Annotated in this window: 21 protein-coding genes; 15 read left to right on the top strand and 6 right to left on the bottom strand. The window is 34.5% G+C overall.

Features of this window, described 5'->3' with window-relative positions:
* The first annotated feature begins 13 nt into the window (after positions 1 to 13).
* The 6 genes from IEV63_RS08745 (at position 14) to IEV63_RS08770 (ending at position 7268) form a co-directional block, all read left to right on the top strand.
* Positions 14 to 757, top strand: a complete 744-nt coding sequence (locus tag IEV63_RS08745) for a TlpA family protein disulfide reductase (protein ID WP_188406419.1) — start codon at positions 14 to 16, stop codon at positions 755 to 757.
* 78 nt (positions 758 to 835) lie between these two features.
* Positions 836 to 1966, top strand: coding sequence for a tRNA guanosine(34) transglycosylase Tgt (gene tgt, locus IEV63_RS08750; protein WP_188406420.1), 1131 nt, complete (start codon positions 836 to 838; stop codon positions 1964 to 1966).
* A gap of 1 nt (position 1967) precedes the next feature.
* Positions 1968 to 3041 (top strand): LptF/LptG family permease, encoded by a 1074-nt coding sequence (locus IEV63_RS08755; RefSeq protein ID WP_188406421.1) that lies wholly within the window; start codon positions 1968 to 1970, stop codon positions 3039 to 3041.
* 242 nt (positions 3042 to 3283) lie between these two features.
* A complete protein-coding gene (locus tag IEV63_RS08760) occupies positions 3284 to 4240 on the top strand; it encodes an acetyl-CoA carboxylase carboxyltransferase subunit alpha (protein ID WP_188406422.1) in 957 nt (318 codons plus the stop codon).
* Between the two features lie 163 nt (positions 4241 to 4403).
* The gene (dnaB, locus tag IEV63_RS08765; protein ID WP_188406423.1) at positions 4404 to 5933 is read left to right on the top strand and encodes a replicative DNA helicase; all 1530 of its coding nucleotides are present in this window, start codon (positions 4404 to 4406) and stop codon (positions 5931 to 5933) included.
* A gap of 150 nt (positions 5934 to 6083) precedes the next feature.
* Positions 6084 to 7268: an asparagine synthetase B gene (locus IEV63_RS08770; protein ID WP_373283736.1), complete on the top strand. Its 1185-nt coding sequence runs from the start codon at positions 6084 to 6086 to the stop codon at positions 7266 to 7268.
* Positions 7269 to 7275: 7 nt separating this feature from the next.
* Here IEV63_RS08770 and lptB read toward each other — a convergent pair whose 3' ends face one another.
* Genes lptB through IEV63_RS08790 form a run of 4 tightly spaced genes read right to left on the bottom strand, consistent with a single transcriptional unit; the run spans position 7276 to position 10168 of the window.
* Positions 7276 to 8016 (bottom strand): LPS export ABC transporter ATP-binding protein, encoded by a 741-nt coding sequence (gene lptB, locus IEV63_RS08775; protein WP_188406494.1) that lies wholly within the window; start codon positions 8014 to 8016, stop codon positions 7276 to 7278.
* Positions 8017 to 8023: 7 nt separating this feature from the next.
* The gene (locus IEV63_RS08780) at positions 8024 to 8383 is read right to left on the bottom strand and encodes a carboxymuconolactone decarboxylase family protein (protein WP_188406424.1); all 360 of its coding nucleotides are present in this window, start codon (positions 8381 to 8383) and stop codon (positions 8024 to 8026) included.
* Complete coding sequence (gene tatC / locus IEV63_RS08785; RefSeq protein WP_188406425.1) at positions 8384 to 9205, bottom strand: twin-arginine translocase subunit TatC; 822 nt, start codon at positions 9203 to 9205, stop codon at positions 8384 to 8386.
* Positions 9206 to 10168 (bottom strand): KpsF/GutQ family sugar-phosphate isomerase, encoded by a 963-nt coding sequence (locus tag IEV63_RS08790; RefSeq protein WP_188406495.1) that lies wholly within the window; start codon positions 10166 to 10168, stop codon positions 9206 to 9208.
* An 86-nt stretch (positions 10169 to 10254) separates the two neighbouring features.
* On the opposite strand from IEV63_RS08790, the gene IEV63_RS08795 reads away from it, so the two are divergent.
* Complete coding sequence (locus tag IEV63_RS08795) at positions 10255 to 12438, top strand: ATP-dependent DNA helicase RecQ (RefSeq protein ID WP_188406426.1); 2184 nt, start codon at positions 10255 to 10257, stop codon at positions 12436 to 12438.
* Positions 12439 to 12499: 61 nt separating this feature from the next.
* Here the strand turns inward: IEV63_RS08795 and IEV63_RS08800 are convergent, their stop codons facing one another.
* Positions 12500 to 12712 (bottom strand): hypothetical protein, encoded by a 213-nt coding sequence (locus IEV63_RS08800; protein WP_188406427.1) that lies wholly within the window; start codon positions 12710 to 12712, stop codon positions 12500 to 12502.
* A 263-nt stretch (positions 12713 to 12975) separates the two neighbouring features.
* Between IEV63_RS08800 and IEV63_RS08805 the strand changes: the two genes are divergently transcribed.
* The 7 genes from IEV63_RS08805 to trpA all read left to right on the top strand — a co-directional run bounded on the left by IEV63_RS08805 (position 12976) and on the right by trpA (position 19960).
* The gene (locus IEV63_RS08805; protein ID WP_188406428.1) at positions 12976 to 14376 is read left to right on the top strand and encodes an anthranilate synthase component I family protein; all 1401 of its coding nucleotides are present in this window, start codon (positions 12976 to 12978) and stop codon (positions 14374 to 14376) included.
* A gap of 164 nt (positions 14377 to 14540) precedes the next feature.
* On the top strand, positions 14541 to 15107 hold the full coding sequence (locus tag IEV63_RS08810) for an anthranilate synthase component II (protein WP_188406429.1): 567 nt from the start codon (positions 14541 to 14543) through the stop codon (positions 15105 to 15107).
* A 273-nt stretch (positions 15108 to 15380) separates the two neighbouring features.
* Positions 15381 to 16370 carry an anthranilate phosphoribosyltransferase gene (gene trpD / locus IEV63_RS08815; protein WP_188406430.1) on the top strand — a complete coding sequence of 330 codons (990 nt, stop codon included), beginning with the start codon at positions 15381 to 15383 and terminating at the stop codon, positions 16368 to 16370.
* Positions 16370 to 17161 carry an indole-3-glycerol phosphate synthase TrpC gene (gene trpC / locus IEV63_RS08820; protein WP_188406431.1) on the top strand — a complete coding sequence of 264 codons (792 nt, stop codon included), beginning with the start codon at positions 16370 to 16372 and terminating at the stop codon, positions 17159 to 17161. Before trpD ends, trpC begins: the two co-directional genes overlap by 1 nt.
* A 2-nt stretch (positions 17162 to 17163) precedes the next feature.
* Complete coding sequence (locus IEV63_RS08825; protein ID WP_188406432.1) at positions 17164 to 17820, top strand: phosphoribosylanthranilate isomerase; 657 nt, start codon at positions 17164 to 17166, stop codon at positions 17818 to 17820.
* Positions 17817 to 19010 (top strand): tryptophan synthase subunit beta, encoded by a 1194-nt coding sequence (gene trpB, locus IEV63_RS08830; RefSeq protein WP_188406433.1) that lies wholly within the window; start codon positions 17817 to 17819, stop codon positions 19008 to 19010. Before IEV63_RS08825 ends, trpB begins: the two co-directional genes overlap by 4 nt.
* Positions 19011 to 19192: 182 nt before the next feature.
* Positions 19193 to 19960 carry a tryptophan synthase subunit alpha gene (gene trpA / locus IEV63_RS08835; RefSeq protein WP_188406434.1) on the top strand — a complete coding sequence of 256 codons (768 nt, stop codon included), beginning with the start codon at positions 19193 to 19195 and terminating at the stop codon, positions 19958 to 19960.
* 100 nt (positions 19961 to 20060) lie between these two features.
* Here the strand turns inward: trpA and IEV63_RS08840 are convergent, their stop codons facing one another.
* Positions 20061 to 20306 (bottom strand): GlsB/YeaQ/YmgE family stress response membrane protein, encoded by a 246-nt coding sequence (locus tag IEV63_RS08840; RefSeq protein ID WP_188406435.1) that lies wholly within the window; start codon positions 20304 to 20306, stop codon positions 20061 to 20063.
* A gap of 133 nt (positions 20307 to 20439) precedes the next feature.
* Between IEV63_RS08840 and lpdA the strand changes: the two genes are divergently transcribed.
* Positions 20440 to 21831, top strand: coding sequence for a dihydrolipoyl dehydrogenase (gene lpdA / locus IEV63_RS08845; protein ID WP_188406436.1), 1392 nt, complete (start codon positions 20440 to 20442; stop codon positions 21829 to 21831).
* Positions 21832 to 22002: the final 171 nt, after the last annotated feature.

Here is a 22002-nt window from a genome sequence, read left to right on the forward strand (position 1 = left end):
TAACAAATAAAAAATGCTAAAACTACTCATGATTTTTGCATTATACATCACATCTATGTTATGTAATGCACAAGAAAATATAGTTTATTATAAATTTGCTGATGGGAAAGCCATTACCCAAAAGCAGCTCGATAAAAGGATTGAACAATATAAGAATATTGCAAATCAAATTCATCAAGACGCACAAGTGCAAACTTTCTATGTAGACACGCTAGTAAAGCAAGACTCTATAATTGTAGCTACTAGTATAGAATTAATGATTAACGGCGAAATTCTTTCACCAAGTAAAGAGCAAAAAAATGGAGTTCGAGACCAATTGCTGGGCAAAGCATTTCCAGATTTTAACCTAGCCAACTTACAAGATAAAAAAATGGGTTTTGAAAAATACAAAGGCGAACCCGTCATGATTAATTTCTGGTTTAAAAATTGCGCACCTTGTATAGACGAAATGCCAGCTTTAAATAAGCTAAAAGAAAAATACCAAGATCAAGTTCATTTTGTAGCGATCACTTTTAATACCAAATCGGAAGTAAATACTTTTTTAGAAACACACGAATTTAATTTCGAACACCTTATTGATGCCAACGATTTTTGCAATGAATTAAGTATTAATTCCTATCCTTTAAATGCATTTATCGATTCCACTGGAAAAGTAGTAGCTGTAGAAAATGGTATTCCTTATATGATGGATGAAAATGGCAAAATGAAACCCGGCAATGAAACTTATTTTGAAGAAATTATAAATAAAATGTTGTAACATTTAAATACAAATACTTGAATTGCCTCTCGGCAGAGACACTTTAAAAAGCCTATCTTTGCCGAGAATTTTTTTTGAATGAAATTTGATTTAAAAGCTAAAGACCCACTTTCGAACGCGAGAGCTGGAAAAATTACCACGGACCACGGCACTATAGAAACTCCGATTTTTATGCCCGTAGGCACAATCGCTACTGTAAAAGGAGTGCATCAGCGCGAATTAAAAAACGACATCAATGCCGATGTAATTTTAGGAAACACCTATCATTTATACTTACGCCCAAAAACAGAAATTTTAAAACAAGCTGGTGGTTTGCATAAATTCATGAATTGGGACCGAAATATTCTAACTGATAGCGGTGGTTATCAGGTTTATTCACTTTCAGCAAACCGAAAAATTAAGGAAGAAGGTGTAAAATTCAAATCGCATATCGATGGTTCTTCGCATTGGTTTACACCCGAAAATGTAATGGATATTCAGCGAGAAATCGGCGCAGATATTATCATGGCTTTCGATGAATGTACTCCGTATCCATGCGATTACAACTATGCGCAACGCTCTATGCACATGACGCATCGTTGGCTAGAACGCTGTATTGCTCAATTAAAAATAAGTCCGGAATTATACGGCTATAAACAAACACTTTTCCCAATTGTACAGGGAAGTACGTACAAAGATTTACGCAAACAATCTGCAGAGTACATCGCTTCAGTTGAAGCAGAAGGAAACGCAATTGGTGGCCTTTCTGTAGGCGAACCAGACGATGAGATGTATGCTATGACAGAAGTGGTTACCGACATTCTACCAGAAGACAAACCCAGATATTTAATGGGTGTTGGTACACCACTTAATTTATTAGAAAATATTGCATTAGGCGTAGATATGTTCGATTGTGTTATGCCAACTCGAAATGCTAGAAATGGAATGTTATTTACCGCTCATGGTACCATAAACATTAAAAATAAGAAATGGCATAACGACTTTTCGCCAATCGATGAAATGGATATAACTTGGGTAGATACAGAATATAGCAAGGCTTATTTAAGGCATTTATTTACAGTAAATGAATTATTAGGTAAACAAATTGCCACCATACACAATTTAGGTTTTTATCTTTGGTTAGTAAGAGAAGCAAGAAAACAAATTATTGCTGGTACTTTCAGATCATGGAAAGACAAAATGGTAAAACAAATGAACAAACGCTTGTAGATTGAAAATCCTAGACTGGTACATATTAAAACGCTATTTATCTACTTTTTTTGTAATGGTATTGCTTTTCATTCCAATTGGAATAATTGTAGATTTCTCTGAAAAAGTAGATAAAATTATCGCCAACGAAGCTCCATTAGACGAAACTTTAGCTTACTACGGAAACTTTACCATTTATTTTGCTAATCTACTCTTCCCTATTTTACTTTTTTTATCGGTAATTTGGTTTACATCCAAATTAGCTAATAACACAGAAATTGTGGCTTTTTTGAGTTCAGGTGTTTCTTTTACTCGCTTTTTAAGACCATATTTTATAGGAGCAAGCATAGTTTGTGGAATTGCCATTGTTTTAAGCATGTATATTGTACCATCTGCAAGTGCGGGTTTTAATGAATATAAATTTAAGTATTTAAAAAGTTCTAGACCAAGCGAAAGACCCCGAGATGTTTACAGACAAATTAATGACAACGAAGTAATTTATGCGAGCAATTTTAGAGAAAAGAGTAAAACTGCATCCAACTTTACTTTAGAACATTTTGAAGGAACAGAGTTGAAATATAAAATTAAAGCTGACCGACTAAAACTAAATGCAGATTCTACTTACACCTTAAAAAATTATGTAAAGCGAATTGTAGGCGAAAGAGAAGATGTTTTTATTAAAGAAAATACATTAGACACAATCCTTCCCTTCGATTTTGATGAATTAACACCAGTAGAATATATTGCAGAAACATTAAATTACAACGAACTGCAAGATTTTATAGCACAAGAAAAAAAGCGTGGTTCACCTAACATTAATCGCTACGAAGTAGTTTCTTATCGACGCTGGAGTATTCCTGTTTCGGCATTTATTTTAACCATTATCGGTGTTTCGGTGTCTGCTATAAAACGACGTGGTGGTATGGGTGTAAATCTAGCCATTGGTATTGTAATTGGCTTCGGTTATATCTTTTTTGAAAAAGTATTTGGTAGCATTGCCGAAGAGTCTACCTTTTCTCCACTTATTGCAGTTTGGTTTTCGAATATCGTTTTCGGAATTCTCTCAATTTACTTACTTCAAAAAGCAAAGAGGTAACATTCTTCATAGAAAAAACACCTTAAAATTATTAGCTCTAATCATCAAAGCGGAATTGTTTGGTTAAGCATTCGTATTGAGTTAAGCTTTCCTTAGTATGCCGAAGAGTCGAAATTCTCGCTATAGTGTGTTTGTTTGACTTAATGATTAAAAATTGAATTTTAAACTCGTAAATAGAAATGCATTTTCTAAAGTTTCCTATATTTGCTTATTCACTCTTTACCTAAACACGACACTCAATTATGGAGTATTTAGACTTTGAAATTCCTATAAAAGAATTAAACGAGCAATACCAAAAAGCTTGTAGAATTGGCACAGAAAGCGATGTTGATGTATCTGATACATGTAAGCAGCTTGAAAAAAGAATAGAAGAAACCAAAAAAGAAATTTATAAAAATTTAAGTGCATGGCAACGGGTACAATTATCTAGACATCCCAATCGCCCCTACACGATGGACTACATTAATGCCATTTGTGGAGACTCATTTTTAGAATTACATGGTGACCGAAATTTTGGAGACGATAAAGCCATGGTTGGTGGTCTAGGAAAAATTAAAGACCAAAGTTTTATGTTTATTGGTCAGCAAAAAGGCTACAATACTAAAACAAGACAATATCGAAATTTTGGAATGGCAAGTCCAGAAGGATATCGAAAAGCATTGCGCTTAATGCAATCGGCAGAAAAATTTGGAATCCCAATAGTTTGTTTAATCGACACTCCTGGTGCTTTTCCTGGCTTGGAAGCAGAAGAGCGCGGACAAGGTGAAGCTATTGCAAGAAATATTCAAAAAATGTTTAATATTCAAGTGCCAATTACAGTAATTATAATTGGAGAAGGAGCAAGTGGTGGCGCATTAGGCATTGGTGTAGGCGATAAAATTATTATGTTAGAAAACACATGGTACTCTGTTATTTCACCAGAATCATGTTCTTCTATTTTGTGGAGAAGCTGGGAACAAAAGCAAATTGCAGCAGAAGCCTTAAAGCTTACCGCAAAAGATATGAAAAAACAAAAATTAATCGATGAGATTTTAAAAGAACCAATTGGTGGAGCTCATAGCGATCGAGAAAATACTTTTAAAAGTGTCGAAAAATGTATTTTAAAATCTTACGAAGAACTTAAAAAGTTATCACCAGAAAAATTGATAGAAAATCGAATGAATAAATTTATTGAAATGGGCGTATTTCAAGACGCATAATTCCGAATCCCAATTAGAATAAAATGTCCGGGGTTTTTGCTTCGGATTTTTTTAGTTATTAACATCAATTAAATACTTATAAACACTAAATTGTTGATATGATGTTAACTACCAAAAAAATAGTTTAGTAACATTAAAACAAGGTTTTTTTTACATTCGCAATATGGAGTCACAACAAAAATATATTCAAAATCAAAGCCAAAAAGGTAGTGTAATCAGCCTTCAAAAAGGAAAACTTCCACCACAAGCTATTGATTTAGAAGAAGTTGTATTAGGTGCGATGATGATCGATAAAAAAGGAGTCGACGAAGCTATCGATATTTTAAGTCCAGATGCATTTTACAAGGACGCTCACAAGCACATTTTTGACGCTATTCATATTCTTTTTCAAGAAGGCCAACCCATTGACTTGTTAACGGTTTCTAGCCAACTTAAAAAGGAGAAAAAATTAGAAATCTGTGGAGGTGAATATTACTTGATTCAGCTTACTCAAAAAATTTCGTCTTCTGCCCATATTGAATACCACTCTAGAATTATTCTACAAAAATATATTCAACGTAGTTTAATTAAAATTTCAAACGAAATTATAGAAGAAGCTTATGATGAAGGCACCGATGTGTTTGATTTGCTCGACCATGCAGAATCTAAACTCTACGAAGTTACACAAGGCAATATTAAAAAATCTTCAGAAACGGCACAAAACTTAGTAACTCAAGCCTTAAAACGAATTGAAGAAATATCGAATAAAGAAGGTTTAAGTGGAATTCCATCTGGTTTTGATGATTTAGATAAATTAACTTCAGGTTGGCAACCTTCCGATTTAATTATTGTTGCAGCAAGGCCAGGTATGGGAAAAACAGCACTTACCTTATCTATGGCTAGAAATATGGCAGTTGAACACAAAATACCTGTTGCATTTTTCTCTTTAGAAATGTCTTCAGTACAGTTAATTACCCGTTTAATTTCATCTGAAACTGGTCTAAATTCTGAAAAATTAAGAACTGGCAACTTAAAAAAACACGAGTGGGAACAACTCAATGTAAAAGTAAAAGCTTTAGAACAAGCTCCTTTATTCATTGACGATACACCTTCTCTATCCATTTTCGACCTAAGAGCAAAAGCTAGGAGACTTTCGTCTCAACATGGCATTCAACTAATCGTAATTGATTATTTACAGTTAATGACAGGTGGCGGAAACAACAAAGGCGGAAATAGAGAACAAGAAATTTCTACCATTTCTAGAAACCTAAAAGCCTTAGCTAAAGAATTAAATGTTCCTGTAATTGCACTTTCACAACTTTCGCGTGCTGTAGAAACTCGTGGTGGTACCAAAAGACCATTGTTGAGCGACTTACGAGAATCGGGAGCAATTGAGCAAGATGCAGATATTGTTTCATTTATTTATAGACCAGAATATTACGATATACAAGAATGGGATGACGAAGAAGCAAATCCTACAGAAGGACAAGGTGAATTTATTGTTGCTAAACACAGAAATGGTGGCTTAGATAATATCCGACTTAAGTTTGTAGGTGAATTAGGTCGATTTGAAAACTTAAAAAGCATTACTGAAGATTTAGAATTTGATTCTAAAATGAATAGTGAAAATGATCCATTTAGCACGCCCAAAACTTCAAATCCTAGTGAAGCTTTTGGAACTAATGAAGACGATAGCGATCCCTTTCCTTTTTAAGTTTAAATTAAGCGCAGAAGCCTTCTCGATTTCCAATATTTCTGTACATTTGGATATCAATTTTTATTGTAAATTATGTTTCAGAAAACGCTCTGTATTTTTTTGATTTTTATGGCTATAAGTGTAAAAGCTTCATTTGTGCTTTTACCGATGGATGCCAAATCGCAAAAAGACCATTTAAAAGCTTACGGAATTACTTACTGGAGTCTCGATCGGGGACAAAAAGTGCAATGGCTACTCAACTATAAGGGAGGTAGCTTTTTAATTCCAGATTCAGAAAAATTAAGAAAAGAGTGTACCATTCGCGGAGTAAGTTATGAGGTAATTAGCAACGCAAAAGCAAATAGCATTTTAGAATCTATCGAAAGTCCATCGGTTAATCAAGAATCGGTAACTTTAGAAAAAGCGCCTCGCATTGCTGTTTACACTCCAGATGGAAACGCTCCGTGGGATGATGCCGTTACTTTAGTACTTACTTATGCCGAAATTCCTTACGATAAAGTATACGACAAAGAAGTTTTAAACGATGAGTTGCTGCTGTATGATTGGTTGCACTTACACCATGAAGATTTTACAGGTCAATATGGAAAATTTTATCGTGCTTACCGCGCAACCCCTTGGTATATTGAAGAAAAAAAGCAAGCTGAAAACTTAGCAACAAGCTTAGGTTTTGATAAAGTTTCGAAATCGAAATTAGCAGTAGCCCAAAAAATTAGAGACTATGTAGTAGGTGGCGGATTTATGTTTGCCATGTGTAGCGCAACCGATTCTTTTGATATTGCACTTTCTGCTTACCTAACCGATATTTGTGAACCCATGTTCGATGGCGATGCAAGCGAACCTGGTTATCAAAACAAACTAGATTTTGGACAAACTTTTGCTTTTAAAGATTATACATTGGTAAAAGACCCTAATACTTACGAATTTTCTTCTATAGACATGACCGAAAAAAGGAATATTCCAAAAGAAAAGGATTATTTCACCTTAATGGATTTTTCAGCCAAATGGGATCCTATTCCAAGTATGCTTAATCAAAATCACACTGCTATTGTAAAAGGTTTTATGGGACAAACTACAAGTTTTGAACCTAGCCAAATTAAATCGAATGTACTTATCTTAGGTGAAAATAAAGTAAATGGAGAAGCAAGGTATATTCATGGAATTAAAGGAAAAGGCTTCTTTACTTTTTATGGTGGACATGACCCAGAAGATTACCAGCATCGAGTTGGGGACCCAAAAACAGAATTGGAATTGCATCCTACATCGCCAGGATATAGGCTCATTTTAAATAATATTTTGTTTCCAGCAGCCGAAAAAGAAAAGCAGAAAACTTAAAGTTTAATTATTTGAAAATTTTCTTTTTACGCAGTTCAAAATTTTGCCCTAAATACACTTTTCTTACCATTTCATCTTCAGCGAGTTCTTCAGGCTTTCCGTGTTTCAAAATTTTACCTTCGAACATTAAGTAAGTTCTGTCTGTAATAGCGAGTGTTTCTTGCACGTTATGATCGGTTATTAAAATACCGATGTTTTTATCCTTCAATTGCGCAACAATTTTTTGAATGTCTTCAACCGCTACAGGATCTACTCCTGCAAAAGGTTCATCTAATAAAATAAAATTCGGATCGGTAGCTAATGCTCGGGCAATTTCAGTTCGTCTACGTTCGCCACCCGATAACAAATCGCCACGGTTATTACGAATATGTCCTAATCCAAATTCTTCAATTAAACTTTCCATTTTGAATTGACGTTCTTTTTTACTCAATTTGGTGAGCTCCAATACACTCATAATATTTTCTTCGATGCTCAATTTTCTAAAAATTGATGCTTCTTGTGCCAAATAACCAATTCCATTTTGAGCCCTTTTGTACATCGGAAATTTGGTAATTTGCGTTTCATTTAAATGAATACTTCCACGAGTAGGTTTTACCAAACCAACAATCATGTAGAATGATGTGGTTTTACCAGCTCCGTTTGGCCCCAGCAAACCAACAATTTCTCCTTGGTTTACTTCTAAAGAAACGCCTTTTACTACAGGAACACCTTTGTATTCCTTTACTAAATTTTCTGCGCGTAAGGTAATTGGATTTTTAGGCATTGGTTCCATATTTTTCTTCTACTGCATCCCAGTATTCGTAAGCTCTTCGTAAGTGCGGAATAACAATTGTTCCACCAACTAAAGTACCAATACTTAATGCTTCAACAACTTGTGCTTTAGTAAAACCCATTTTATGAGAAGACTCTAAGTGGTATTTTACACAATCGTCGCAACGTAAAACTAGAGAAGCAACTAAGCCTAATAATTCTTTAGTTTTTTTATCTAATGCACCTTCAGCAAAAGAGTTGGTATCTAAATTAAAAATCCGTTTTAAGACTTTGTTATTATCATTAATAATCCTGTCGTTCATCCTAGCTCGGTAGGCTTCAAACTCATCTACTAAATCCTTCATCTATGTTTTTCTTTTTTCTTTTTTTACTACTGCTTTCGAAATAAAAATACTTATTTCATATAATATCACAACGGGGATGGTTACAATTATTTGGCTAGCCACATCGGGTGGTGTTATTATTGCCGACAAAATTAGAATTAAAACAATAGAATATTTCCTATTATTTCTTAAAAATTCTGGAGTAACTAAACCAATTTTAGATAAAAAGTAAATAATAATCGGCAATTCGAATATTAAACCACAAGCCAAAACACAGGCACGGACTAAACCGATATAACTGCTTAAATCGAAATCGTTAAAGACTTCATTACTTACTTGGTAACTTCCTAAAAAATTAATTGACAAAGGTGTAATTATATAGTAACCAAACAAAACACCTAAAAAGAATAATAAAGATGTAGCAAAAATAAACCAACGCGAGTTTTTACGTTCGTTTTCATATAAACCTGGAGATAAAAACAACCAAAATTGATAAATTACATATGGAAAAGCTACTATAAAACCAGCTGTAATCGATGTCCAAATGTGTGCGCTAAATTGTCCTGCCATAACTCTACTCTGAATACGGAATGGCATTTCAGTAAAACAGAAACTCTCGTCTAAACCTAAATATTTAGAAAGATTACAAAAAATTTCGTAGGTGAAAAAATCTACTTTTTTAGGACCAAATAAAATTACGTCAAAAATAAATCCCTTAGCTAAAAAAGCTAAACTTGCTGCAATTAAAATGGCTAAAGTAGAACGTATTAGATGCCATCTTAAATCTTCAAGATGGTCTAAAAAGGACATTTCGTTTACGTTTTTGCGTTGTTTTTTAGCCATTTATAGTATTCCTTCTTTAATAAGGTCGTGTAAGTGAACAACACCCGCATAAACTCCTTCATCTTCTACTAAAACCTGAGAAATATCGTTTTGCTCTAAAACTTCTAAAGCTTTTACTGCTAAGGCAGAATTGGCAATAGTTTTAGGATTTTCACTCATGATATCTTTAGCGGTTAAATGAGTAAAATTATCGTTGGTAGAAAGCATTCGCCTTATATCGCCATCAGTAATAATACCAATAATTTTATCATTCTCTAAAACAGCTGTCGCACCTAATCTATTTTCTGAAATAACCACAATTACTTCTTTAATATTGGCATTAGGCGAAACTTTTGGTTTCATATTATTAATGGTAATATCGCTTACCTTTAAGTATAAGGTTTTACCTAAAGCTCCTCCAGGATGATACTTAGCAAAGTCTTTACTCGAAAAGCCACGCATTTTTAACAGACTAACCGCCAACGCATCGCCCATTACTAATTGAGCAGTTGTACTGGTGGTTGGTGCTAAATTATTAGGGCAAGCTTCTTTATTTACGTACGAGTTGAGAACATAATTGGCTTGTTTCCCCAAGTACGAATCTACATTGCCCGTAATGGCAATTAATGTATTTTTAAAATTCTTAATTAATGGAACCAAGACTTTAATCTCTGGCGTATTCCCACTTTTCGATATGCAAATAACCACATCATCTTTTAAAATACTGCCTAAATCGCCATGAATGGCATCGGCAGCATGCATAAAAATAGCAGGAGTTCCTGTAGAATTTAAGGTAGCAACAATTTTATTAGCTATAATCGCGCTTTTACCAATACCGGTAATAATAACTCTACCTTTAGAATTATAAATTTGGTGTACAACTTCGCTAAAATCAGTAGTTAACAAATCGGCAAGTCCTTTTATGGAATTGGATTGGGTAAAAATTGTATCTTTGGCTAAGTCAAGAATTTCATCGGAAGTCATATTAGATGAATTTAGCATTTGTAGTTTTAAATAAATACGTATCTTTAAAAATGCAAATGTAGTTAAAACAAAATAGTATTATAAAATTGTCAGAACTCAATTTACACAAGGAATTGAAAAAGTTTTTTGGATTTGATGAATTCAAAGGACTTCAAGAAGAAGTAATAAAAAGTATTATTGCTGGTCAGGATTCATTCGTAATTATGCCTACTGGTGGCGGAAAATCACTTTGTTACCAACTGCCTGCATTAATTCAAGACGGTACGGCTATTGTCGTTTCGCCATTAATTGCTTTAATGAAGAACCAAGTAGATGCTATTGAAGCGCTATCCGACCAAAATGGTGTGGCTCATGTGCTCAATTCTTCGCTTAACAAAACCCAAGTTAGGCAGGTAAAAAGCGATATCGAAAATGGAATCACCAAACTTTTATATGTAGCACCAGAATCGCTAACAAAAGAAGAATACGTTGACTTTTTAAAGCAGCAAACCATCTCTTTTTTAGCCATCGACGAAGCGCATTGTATATCAGAATGGGGACACGACTTTAGGCCTGAATACCGAAATTTACGTAAAATAATAGGGCGAATTGGAGATAATATCCCAATTATTGGTCTTACAGCAACAGCTACTCCAAAAGTGCAGGAAGATATTATTAAAAACTTGGGAATGCAAAACCCCAATACGTTTAAAGCATCTTTTAATCGACCTAACTTATATTATGAAATTAGGCCCAAAACAGCTAATGTAGATGCCGACATTATCAAATTTGTAAAACAAAACCAAGGTAAAAGCGGCATTATTTATTGCTTGAGCCGAAAACGAGTAGAACAACTTTCGCAAACTTTACAAGTAAATGGTGTAAACGCCATTCCCTATCACGCTGGTTTAGATGCAAAAACCCGTGCAAAACATCAAGACATGTTTTTAATGGAAGATGCAGAAGTTGTAGTAGCTACGATTGCTTTTGGTATGGGAATTGACAAACCCGACGTGCGTTTTGTAATTCATAACGATATTCCTAAAAGTATCGAATCGTACTACCAAGAAACGGGTCGCGCTGGTCGTGATGGTGGCGAAGGCCATTGCCTGGCTTTTTACAGTTATAAGGATGTAGAAAAGTTAGAGAAATTTATGAGCGGCAAACCTGTTGCCGAACAAGAAATTGGTCATGCCCTACTCCAAGAAATCGTTGCTTTTGCAGAAAGTAGTATCTCTAGACGAAAATTCATCTTACATTATTTTGGTGAAGAATTTGATAATAAAACTGGAGATGGCGGCGATATGGACGATAATATTCGCTATCCAAAAAAACAAAAAGAAGCTAAAGACGATGTAGCCTTGTTGATACAAACCGTAATTGAAACTGGCGAAATTTATAAAACCAAGGATTTGGTAAGCACTTTAATCGGCAAAACCAACGCGCTAATTAAATCGCATAAAACCGACGAAAAACCGATTTTTGGAAAAGGAAGCCATCAACCCAAAACCTATTGGATGGCATTGAGCAGACAAGTAATTGTGGCTGGTTTATTAAAAAAAGAAATTGAAACCTACGGTGTGGTTTATGTTACCGAAGAAGGAAAAAACTACCTAAAAAAACCTACTTCATTTTTAATGGCAGAAGATCACGATTTTTCTGATACTAGCGGCGAGCCAGCTCGAAAAACAGCAGTTACTACCGATGAGCAATTGCTTAAAATGCTAAAATCGTTGCGTAAACAAGTGGCCAAACAAAAAGAAGTGCCGCCATTTGTAGTTTTCCAAGACCCATCTCTAGAAGATATGGCGCTAAAATACCCAATAACAATGGATGAGCTAGTCAATATTCATGGTGTTGGCGAAGGAAAAGCGAAAAAATTTGGTAAAAAATTCATCGATTTAATCAGTAATTATGTTGAAGAAAACGACATTTTTAGACCAGAAGATATGGTGGTTAAATCTACAGGTGCCAATTCGAGTAATAAATTATACATTATTCAAAATGTAGACCGAAAACTTCCTTTACCTGATATTGCAAGTGGAAAAGGAATGAACATGACCGATTTTATTGAAGAATTGGAAGCTATTGTATACAGCGGAACAAAACTCAACATCAATTATTGGATTGATGAAATTTTAGATGAAGAACAACAAGAAGAAATACACGAGTACTTTTTAGAAGCCGAAAGCGATAGCATTAACAATGCTATTGAAGAATTTGACGGTGATTACGAAGAAGAAGAACTCAGACTCTACCGACTAAAATTTATTAGTGAAGTCGCTAATTAAAAATATAATCCCGCTTCCAAAAGCGGGATTTTTTTATCTCAATTTATTTAGTAAATACTTATTACTTGTCCTTCTGCTTTTCTTGTTCAGCTGTTGATTTATACTGAAAAATCAACACTAATAAGACTAACAAAGAAACGGAAAAACCTTGTAATGATTTCCATTCAAAAGTTCCATCAAATAGCTTAAACCATTCCATTTGAAACGCATTGTAAATTAATCTACCAATTAATAGAATTAATAAAGCAACATGTAATTTTTTAGGAATTTTCATAAAAAAAAGCATTAAAAATTATAGCCTAAGTTGATTCTAAAAAAAATAGGAAAGAAACCACTGTTTCCTTTTCCTTCAACAAAACACAATTTTTTCAAATTCCATTGTGGTATTTCAAAAAGGCAATTATATTTGTCATCATGAAAATATTAAATAACAATTGGTGGTGGAGTAAATTACGTCTCAGGTCGTGATCCACATTCCTTTTATATAAACTCATAAAGGCTTGTCTCACGACAAGCCTTTTTTTTATTAAACAATATATGAAGTATTTACTTAAAACTACCTACAAACAAATTTTGGCAGACACCATTACGCCCGTAAGTGTGTATTTAAAACTAAGGGATGTATTCCCTAATTCGCTTTTGTTAGAAAGTAGCGACTACCACGCCAACGACAATAGTTTTTCGTATATCTGCTGCAACCCTATCGCTTCATTTAAAGTAGAAAATGAAAAAATCACCCAAAAATTCCCCGATGGAAATCAGCATATGCAAGAAATCGATGAATCAACCAAAGTAGTAGAGCAAATTCAAAGCTTTACACAGCAATTTGAAACTGAAAAATTAGACTTCAAATTCATTCACAATGGTTTATTTGGCTTTACTTCTTTCGATGCAGTTCGTTATTTCGAAAGTGTACACATCTCCAAACGCAAAGAAGCTTTACAACTGCCCGATATGTACTACGCCGTTTATCAAAACATCATTGCTATTAATCATTTTAATAACGAAGCTTATGTGTTTAATCACAGTTACAATGGCGATTCAGCTTTAGAACAAATCATTCAATTAATTGCCAACCAAAATGTAAACAGCTTCGATTTTAAATTAAAAAAAGAAGCCTTTTCCAACTTAACAGATACAGAATATTTAGAAAATGTAGCCAAAGCCAAGCAGCATTGCCAACGTGGAGATGTATTTCAATTGGTGCTTTCACGTCGATTTTCACAAGCATTTCAAGGAGACGAATTCAATGTGTATAGGGCATTACGAAGCGTAAATCCAAGTCCATATTTATTTTATTTCGATTATGGCGATTTCAAAATTTTTGGTAGTTCGCCCGAAGCGCAAATCGTAATTCAAGATCAAACAGCCGAAATTCATCCCATCGCTGGAACCTTTAAACGTACTGGAAACGATGAACAAGATGCTAAAGCCGCCAAAGCCTTAGCAACCGATCCTAAAGAAAATGCCGAACACGTCATGTTAGTCGATTTGGCACGCAACGACCTCAGCCGAAACGCCAGTCAAGTAAAGGTAGAAACTTACCGCGAAATTCAATATTTTTCGCATGTTATTCATTTAGTAAGCAAAGTGGTTGCCCAAAAAAAATCAGATGTAGCGAGTATGCAATTAGTAGCCGATACTTTTCCAGCGGGAACACTTAGCGGAGCACCAAAACACAAAGCGCTTCAACTCATCGAAAAATACGAAAATGTAAATCGTGATGCCTATGGTGGCGCCATTGGCTTTATGGATTTTAACGGTAATTTTAACCACGCCATCATTATCCGTAGCTTTGTAAGCAAGCACAAACACTTACATTACCAAGCCGGTGCTGGCATTGTTTCCAGTTCCAAACCCGAAGACGAATTACAGGAAGTATATAATAAACTTGGCGCATTAACCAAAGCCTTAAAACTCGCAGAACATGTATATTAATCTACTTTATAATGGCGTTCCTTACCTAAAAAACCAAACTTCAAAGTTTGCTTTTATAGGTAAGGCAGGCTTTTCGCTATATCTTTTAAACCCAAAAGCCAGGTTTAAAAGGATGCCGCTGCAATCCTTAACGCAAAATCCGTTTTCAAAATAAAAATTATACCATGCAAAAAATAGCCGTTATCGACAATTACGATTCGTTTGTATATAACTTAGTACATTATTTAGAAGAATTTGCTGCTCAAGTTGATGTGTTCAGAAATGATGAAGTTAGCCTTACTCAACTTGAAAAATATGATAAAATTTTACTCTCTCCCGGACCCGGAATTCCCGATGAAGCGGGATTACTCAAAGAGATTATTAACCATTTCGCTGGGAAAATTCCCTTATTTGGAGTTTGTTTAGGGCAACAAGCCATCATGGAAGTCTTTGGCGGAAAATTAGTTAATTTAGAGAAAGTATATCATGGCGTAGCAACACAAATTGATGTAACTGTAAAAGATGAAGTCTTGTTTAAAGACTTATCTACACCTTTAGAAGTCGGTCGTTACCATTCATGGGTGATCGATACCAAAATACCAGATTGTTTAGAAGTAACTTCCCTAGACGAAAATCAGCAAATTATGTCCATTCGTCATCGTGAATTCGATCTAAGAGCTGTGCAATTTCATCCTGAGTCAGTATTAACGCCGCACGGAAAAAAAATGATACAAAATTGGGTGGAAAGCTGAAATTGATTTATGATTTGAGAATTTGAAAAAATTCTCTGCGCACTTTGCGGCTCTGCGGTGAAAAAAAAATAATAGAAGATGGATTTTAGATATGAGATTGATGATATGAGAAGTTAGATATGAGAAAAATGTCTGCTCGAGTGGTTTTTATCATTTCAAAGATGAAAATGATAGAAAGTTTATCGAGAGCACAAAAGATAAAAGTTCTCGATACAATTATTCAGCTTTAACAAGCTTAATAATCACTCGAACTGAAAAGAAAAATATAAAAAAATGAAAAACCTATTACAACGCTTAACTCAGTTTCAAAAGATTAGCAAACAAGAAGCTAAAGAAGTCTTGGTTTCCATATCGAAAGGAAAATTTTCTGAAGTAGAAATTGCTTCATTTTTAACCGTTTACATGATGCGTAACATCAGTATCGAAGAACTAGACGGTTTTAGAGAAGCTTTATTAGAATTGTGCATTCCGGTAGACCTTTCAGCATATAATCCGATTGACCTATGTGGAACGGGGGGCGATGGAAAAAACACCTTTAATATTTCGACAGCTGCTTCTTTTGTAACAGCTTCTTGTGGAATTCCGGTAGCTAAACATGGAAATTATGGGGTTTCTTCGGTAAGTGGAAGCTCAAATGTACTGGAAAATTTAGGTGTACAATTCAGTAATAAGGAAGATTTTCTAAAAAAATGTTTAGACAAAGCTGGAATTTGTATTCTACACGCACCTTTGTTTCATCCTGCTATGAAAGAAGTTGCACCAATTCGAAAAAACCTTGGCCTAAAAACCTTTTTCAATATGCTTGGCCCGATGGTGAATCCAAGTTTTCCAAAGCAGCAATTGGTTGGGGTTTTCAATTTAGAATTGCTCAGGACTTACGCTTATTTATATGAGCAAACCGACAAAAAATACAGCATAATTCATGAGCTCGATGGCTACGATGAAATTTCATTAACTTCTTCAGCAAAAGTACATACACATGAAAAAGAATTGATGATTTCTGCAGAAACATTCAATATTAAATCGCTTCAAAAAAAAGAATTATTTGGTGGGAATAGCATTCAAGAAGCGGCAACAATTTTTTTAAATGTTTTAAAAGGAAATGGAACAACTGCACAAAACCATGTAGTTGCGGCCAATGCAGCTTTAGCCATTCATACTGCCACTAGCAAAGCTTTACCGACCTGTTTTGAAATGGCATTGCAGAATTTAACTGAAGGGAAAGCTTATGGAGTTTTAAAACAATTAAAATCGCTAAACTAATGCATATTCTAGATCAAATAATAGCTTTCAAAACCAAAGAAGTAGCGCAACGAAAATTGCTGAAATCTGTAGATTTGCTTCAAAAAGAAGAAGGTTTTCAGCAAGTAAAACGCTCGATCTCTGCACATATTTTAAAACAAGAAATAGCCATTATTGCCGAATTTAAACGTAAATCGCCTAGCAAGCAGAACATCAATTTACATGCCGACCCTAAACAAGTGGCTTTAGGTTATGAAAATGCAGGTGTTTCAGGAATTTCAGTCTTAACCGATTATCATTTTTTTGGTGGTAGCTTTCAAGATTTACAAGCGGTAAAAGCAAGCGTAAATATCCCTATCTTGCAAAAGGATTTTATAATAGATGTTTACCAAATTTTTGAAGCTAAAGCCGCAGGAGCTGACTTTATTTTATTGATTGCTGCAATTTTAACTCAAAACCAAATACATGAATTTGCAAAATTAGCACAAGACTTAGACTTAGAAGTTTTAGTAGAAATTCATGCAGAAAATGAATTGCAAAAAGCAATATCTAAATATGTAAATTTAATTGGTGTAAATAACCGAAATTTAAAAACCTTTGAAGTAGATTTAGAACAAAGTATGCAATTGGTAAACCAAATTCCAAAAGACTTTATTCGGGTTTCTGAAAGCGGAATTAGCTCAACAACAGCTGTTCAAAAATTAAAAAATGCTGGTTTCCAGGCTTTTTTAATGGGCGAAAACTTTATGAAAACTCAAGAACCAGGAAAAACCTGTAAAGCCTTTATTAATCAAATAAATACCCAAAAATAAATATGGAAAAAGAAGCACTTCAAATTAAAGTATGCGGATTAAAATATCCAAAAAACCAGGCTCTAATTGCCAAGTTAGAAGTAGATTATGCTGGATTCATATTTTATAAAAAATCAGCTCGGTACACACTTCGTATCAGTGAAAAAATTCCACCAAATACAAAAAAAGTGGGTGTTTTTGTAAACTCTAGTGTGAATGATGTTATACAAAAAGTTAAAGATTTTAACCTAGATGTAATTCAATTACATGGTAAAGAAAATTTATTATATGTACGCGAACTTCAACTAAAGCTATATGCTAAAGAGCTAACACACGTAAAAATCTGGAAAGCGATTGCAGTAAAAACAGCTTCCGATTTAGAGCTTATTCAAACTTTCGACACCAAAGTAGATGCCATTTTATTAGACGCTAAAGGCCCATTACCAGGTGGAAATGGAACTAAATTTGATTGGGATTTGTTAGATAATTTAGAAATTGAGAGTCCTTTAATTTTAAGCGGTGGCATTAAAATCGACGATACGGAGCAAATCAATAAACTTCGAGAGAATAACAAAATCTGGGGAGTTGATATTAATAGTGGTTTCGAAATTAATCCCGGTTTAAAAGATTTTGGAAGAATAAAACGCTTTGTGGAAGAAGTAAAAAATGAAGTAGTATGAAAAGGAAAAATCCATATTTAGCAGATGAAGCCGGTTTTTACGGAAAATTTGGCGGTGCATTTATCCCAGAGATGTTGTATCCTAATATCGAAAATCTTAAGCAACACTACATAAAAATTATTGAAGAAGATTCTTTTCAAAAAGAATTAAACAATTTATTGAAAGATTATGTAGGTCGCCCTACTCCACTTTATTTTGCTGAACGTATGAGCGAAAAATATGCTGCAAAAATTTATTTAAAACGGGAAGATTTGTGCCATACGGGTGCGCATAAAATAAACAACACCATTGGTCAAATTTTATTAGCAAAACGATTAGGCAAAAAACGAATCATTGCCGAAACTGGTGCAGGTCAACATGGCGTAGCCACAGCAACGGCTTGTGCACTAATGGGAATGGAATGTATAATTTATATGGGCGCAGTAGATATTAAACGCCAAGCACCCAATGTTTCTCGAATGAAAATGCTCGGCGCAAAGGTTATTCCTGCAAACTCAGGCAGTAAAACCTTGAAAGATGCAACCAATGAAGCTATTCGCGATTGGATTTCAAATCCTGAAAACACGCACTACATTATAGGTTCGGTGGTGGGACCGCATCCCTATCCAGATTTGGTAGCGCGTTTTCAAGCCATTATTTCTAAAGAAACTAAAGCTCAACTGTTAGAAAAAGAAGGTCGAGAAAATCCAGATTATGTAATTGCTTGTGTGGGTGGTGGCAGTAATGCAGCTGGTTTATATTATCACTACTTAGACCAAAAAGATGTACAAATTATTGCTGTTGAAGCCGCTGGAAAAGGGATCTTAACTAACAAATCTGCTGCTACAACTGCACTAGGTAAAGAAGGGATTATTCACGGTAGCAAAACCTTACTCATGCAAAATCCAGATGGACAAATTACAGAACCCTATTCCATTTCTGCTGGTTTAGATTACCCTGGAATTGGCCCTATGCACGCACATTTATTCGAATCAGGTAGAGCAAAATTTGTATCGATTACCGACGAAAATGCAATGCTTGCTGGATTGGAATTAAGCAAAACAGAAGGCATTATCCCAGCTATTGAAACTGCGCATGCTTTTGCCATTTTTAAAGAAATGAAGTTTAAAAAAGATGACGTATTGGTATTTAATTTATCTGGACGAGGCGATAAAGACTTACAAACTTATATTGATTATTTTGAGTTTTAGATTTAAGATTGATGATTGATGATTTAAGATATGAGAAGTAAAAATTAAACTCTGCGGACTTTGCGTCTTTGCGGTGAAAAGAAATTACTAGAAGTAGGATTTAGATTGATGATTTAAAATTTAGAAAATAAGTAAAGGAAATTTGAATAGAAAAAAGAAAATAGATTACGAAAAGAAAAACGATGAACAACCGCATTAACGAAAAACTTAACAAAGAAGGAAAAATACTAAGCATTTACTTTACTGCAGGTTTTCCGAGATTAGAAGATACACGAAAAGTGATGCTATCACTTCAAAAAGCTGGAGTAGATATGCTGGAAATAGGTTTACCGTATAGCGACCCATTAGCCGATGGACCCACTATTCAAGAAAGTTCTACTGCGGCATTAAAAAACGGAATGAGTTCACAAAAACTCTTCGAACAATTAGAAGGAATTCGAAATGAAATCCATATTCCATTAATTGTAATGGGATATTTTAATGCCATGCTTCAATTTGGCGTAGAAGCTTTCTGTAAAAAATGCTTTGAATTAGGAATCGACGGTATCATCATGCCCGACCTTCCTTTAGAAATATACCAAAAAGAATACCGTGGCATTTTTGAAAAGTACAACCTACATAATATTTTTTTAATTACACCACAAACTTCGCAGGAACGAATCCGTTTAATGGATGAAGTAAGCAATAGCTTTATTTATATGGTGAGTTCAGCTTCAACAACTGGCAGTAATGCTGGTTTTGGCAAAGAACATATGCAATATTTTGAACGCATTGCTAAAATGAATTTAAAAAATAAGTTGGTTGTTGGTTTCGGTATTAAAGATGAAGAAACTTTTATGCAGGCTACCAAGTTTACAAAAGGAAGCATCATTGGTAGTGCTTTTATTAAGCATTTGAGTAAAAATGGAATAAAAAGTATTCCTGATTTTGTAAAAACCATCAAAAGTTAAGTTGCTCAACAAATATTTATCAAATAGAAAAGGGTTGATAACCAATTATCTTTGTAAAAAACATAGCTTAAAAAAGTTAGAAAATCAGGTTTGAAAAAATCTAAGCTTTTTTAAATAAGCTAATAATAAAAAGAAAAACAAGCGCACCAATAACACCGGTAATTAAATCGGCAAAAAAACCACTACCAATTCGAATATTTAAGTAATCGAAAATTAAATTTCCAACTACTCCACCAATAATTCCAACTATCATATTAATAAGAAATCCAAATCCACCGCCTTTCATTAATTTACCAGCGACCCAGCCAATAATAGCGCCAACAATAATTGCGTAAAGTATAGACATTATTTAAATTTTTAAGGTTGATAAAGAATAAAAATACACATTTTTCTGAACTTATAAAATCCTATTTCAAAAGTGGCTATTAATGGGATTATGCTTAATTTAGCAGCTTTGTAAACGAGCTAAAAAATAAGTTATGAGCAAATACGATGTGATTGTTTTAGGAAGTGGCCCAGGCGGCTATGTAACTGCTATTAGAGCATCTCAATTAGGGATGAAAACAGCAGTAATCGAAAAAGAAAGCCTCGGTGGGGTTTGTTTAAATTGGGGATGTATACCAACGAAAGCTTTGCTAAAAAGCGCAAAAGTTTTCGACTTTTTAAAACACGCAGACGATTATGGCTTAAAAGTAGAAAAAGCCGATAAAGATTTTACAGCTGTGGTAAAACGTAGCCGAAATGTTGCCGAAGGCATGAGCAAAGGCGTTCAGTTTTTAATGAAAAAAAATAAAATTGATGTAATTGAAGGTCACGGTAAAATAAAAAAAGGAAAAAAAGTAAGTGTAGAAGATAGCAAAGGAAAAACTACCGACTACGAAGGCGAACACATTATTATTGCTACAGGCGCACGTTCTCGTGAATTACCTTCCCTACCGCAAGACGGCAAAAAGGTAATTGGCTACAGAAAGGCGATGACCCTAGAAAAGCAACCTGAATCGATGATTGTAGTTGGTTCTGGTGCCATTGGTGTAGAATTTGCTAGTTTTTATAATTCTATGGGGACAGATGTAACTATTGTAGAATTTCTACCCAATATTGTTCCTGTTGAAGATGAAGATGTTTCCAAAGGCTTCGAAAAAATCTACAAGAAGAAAGGCATTAAAATTATGACCAATTCTTCTGTAGAAAAAGTAGATACATCTGGCGATAAAGTGAAAGCTACCGTTAAGACTAAAAAGGGTGAAGAAATTTTAGAAGCTGATATTGTACTTTCTGCTGTTGGAATTAAAACTAACATCGAAAACATAGGCTTAGAAGAAGTAGGTATTAAAACCGATAAAGATAAAATTGTGGTTAACGATTGGTACCAAACCAATGTACCAGGTTACTACGCTATTGGAGATGTAACGCATGGTCCTGCTCTAGCGCATGTTGCTTCGGCCGAAGGAATTTTATGTGTTGAAAAAATTTCAGGAATGAAAGTAGAAGCCTTAGATTACGGAAACATTCCAGGTTGTACGTATTCTAATCCAGAAATTGCAAGTGTTGGCATGACCGAAAAACAAGCTAAAGAAGCTGGTTACGATCTTAAAGTAGGTAAATTTCCATTTTCAGCATCTGGTAAAGCCAGTGCGGAAGGCAATAAAGATGGATTTGTAAAAGTAATTTTTGATGCAAAATATGGCGAATGGTTAGGTTGCCACATGTTAGGTGCTGGCGTAACCGATATGATTGCTGAAGCCGTTTTGGGTAGAAAACTAGAAACTACAGGACATGAAGTTTTAAAAACAGTCCACCCGCATCCAACCATGAGTGAAGCAGTGATGGAAGCAGTTGCTGATGCGTACGATGAAGTAATTCATTTATAAAACAAGTTAATTGAACATTTAGCAAATACAGTTTTATGATTTTCTCTGCATTCTCTGCGCCCCTGACTCGCCGTCAGGTAGGTTTGTGGTTAAGCGATTTTTAACGTAGTTTAGTTGAGCATCCAGGGAAATTTAGTTTGAACAAATGATATTTAGCAATAATGAAGCTTT

It is taken from the genome of Psychroflexus salis, from assembly GCF_014640175.1.
Lineage (GTDB): Bacteria > Bacteroidota > Bacteroidia > Flavobacteriales > Flavobacteriaceae > Psychroflexus > Psychroflexus salis.

What these genes read in the sequence shown, in the direction of transcription:
- IEV63_RS08805 (WP_188406428.1), top strand. Translation starts at nt 12,976, where the DNA reads ATGAAGTATTTACTTAAAACTACCTACAAACAAATTTTGGCAGACACC.
- IEV63_RS08745 (WP_188406419.1), top strand. Translation starts at nt 14, where the DNA reads ATGCTAAAACTACTCATGATTTTTGCATTATACATCACATCTATGTTA.
- IEV63_RS08780 (WP_188406424.1), bottom strand. Translation starts at nt 8,383, where the DNA reads ATGAAGGATTTAGTAGATGAGTTTGAAGCCTACCGAGCTAGGATGAAC.
- IEV63_RS08810 (WP_188406429.1), top strand. Translation starts at nt 14,541, where the DNA reads ATGCAAAAAATAGCCGTTATCGACAATTACGATTCGTTTGTATATAAC.
- tatC (WP_188406425.1), bottom strand. Translation starts at nt 9,205, where the DNA reads ATGGCTAAAAAACAACGCAAAAACGTAAACGAAATGTCCTTTTTAGAC.
- tgt (WP_188406420.1), top strand. Translation starts at nt 836, where the DNA reads ATGAAATTTGATTTAAAAGCTAAAGACCCACTTTCGAACGCGAGAGCT.
- IEV63_RS08825 (WP_188406432.1), top strand. Translation starts at nt 17,164, where the DNA reads ATGGAAAAAGAAGCACTTCAAATTAAAGTATGCGGATTAAAATATCCA.
- IEV63_RS08800 (WP_188406427.1), bottom strand. Translation starts at nt 12,712, where the DNA reads ATGAAAATTCCTAAAAAATTACATGTTGCTTTATTAATTCTATTAATT.
- lpdA (WP_188406436.1), top strand. Translation starts at nt 20,440, where the DNA reads ATGAGCAAATACGATGTGATTGTTTTAGGAAGTGGCCCAGGCGGCTAT.
- trpD (WP_188406430.1), top strand. Translation starts at nt 15,381, where the DNA reads ATGAAAAACCTATTACAACGCTTAACTCAGTTTCAAAAGATTAGCAAA.
- dnaB (WP_188406423.1), top strand. Translation starts at nt 4,404, where the DNA reads ATGGAGTCACAACAAAAATATATTCAAAATCAAAGCCAAAAAGGTAGT.
- trpB (WP_188406433.1), top strand. Translation starts at nt 17,817, where the DNA reads ATGAAAAGGAAAAATCCATATTTAGCAGATGAAGCCGGTTTTTACGGA.
- IEV63_RS08790 (WP_188406495.1), bottom strand. Translation starts at nt 10,168, where the DNA reads ATGACTTCCGATGAAATTCTTGACTTAGCCAAAGATACAATTTTTACC.
- trpC (WP_188406431.1), top strand. Translation starts at nt 16,370, where the DNA reads ATGCATATTCTAGATCAAATAATAGCTTTCAAAACCAAAGAAGTAGCG.
- trpA (WP_188406434.1), top strand. Translation starts at nt 19,193, where the DNA reads ATGAACAACCGCATTAACGAAAAACTTAACAAAGAAGGAAAAATACTA.
- IEV63_RS08760 (WP_188406422.1), top strand. Translation starts at nt 3,284, where the DNA reads ATGGAGTATTTAGACTTTGAAATTCCTATAAAAGAATTAAACGAGCAA.
- IEV63_RS08770 (WP_373283736.1), top strand. Translation starts at nt 6,084, where the DNA reads ATGGATGCCAAATCGCAAAAAGACCATTTAAAAGCTTACGGAATTACT.
- IEV63_RS08840 (WP_188406435.1), bottom strand. Translation starts at nt 20,306, where the DNA reads ATGTCTATACTTTACGCAATTATTGTTGGCGCTATTATTGGCTGGGTC.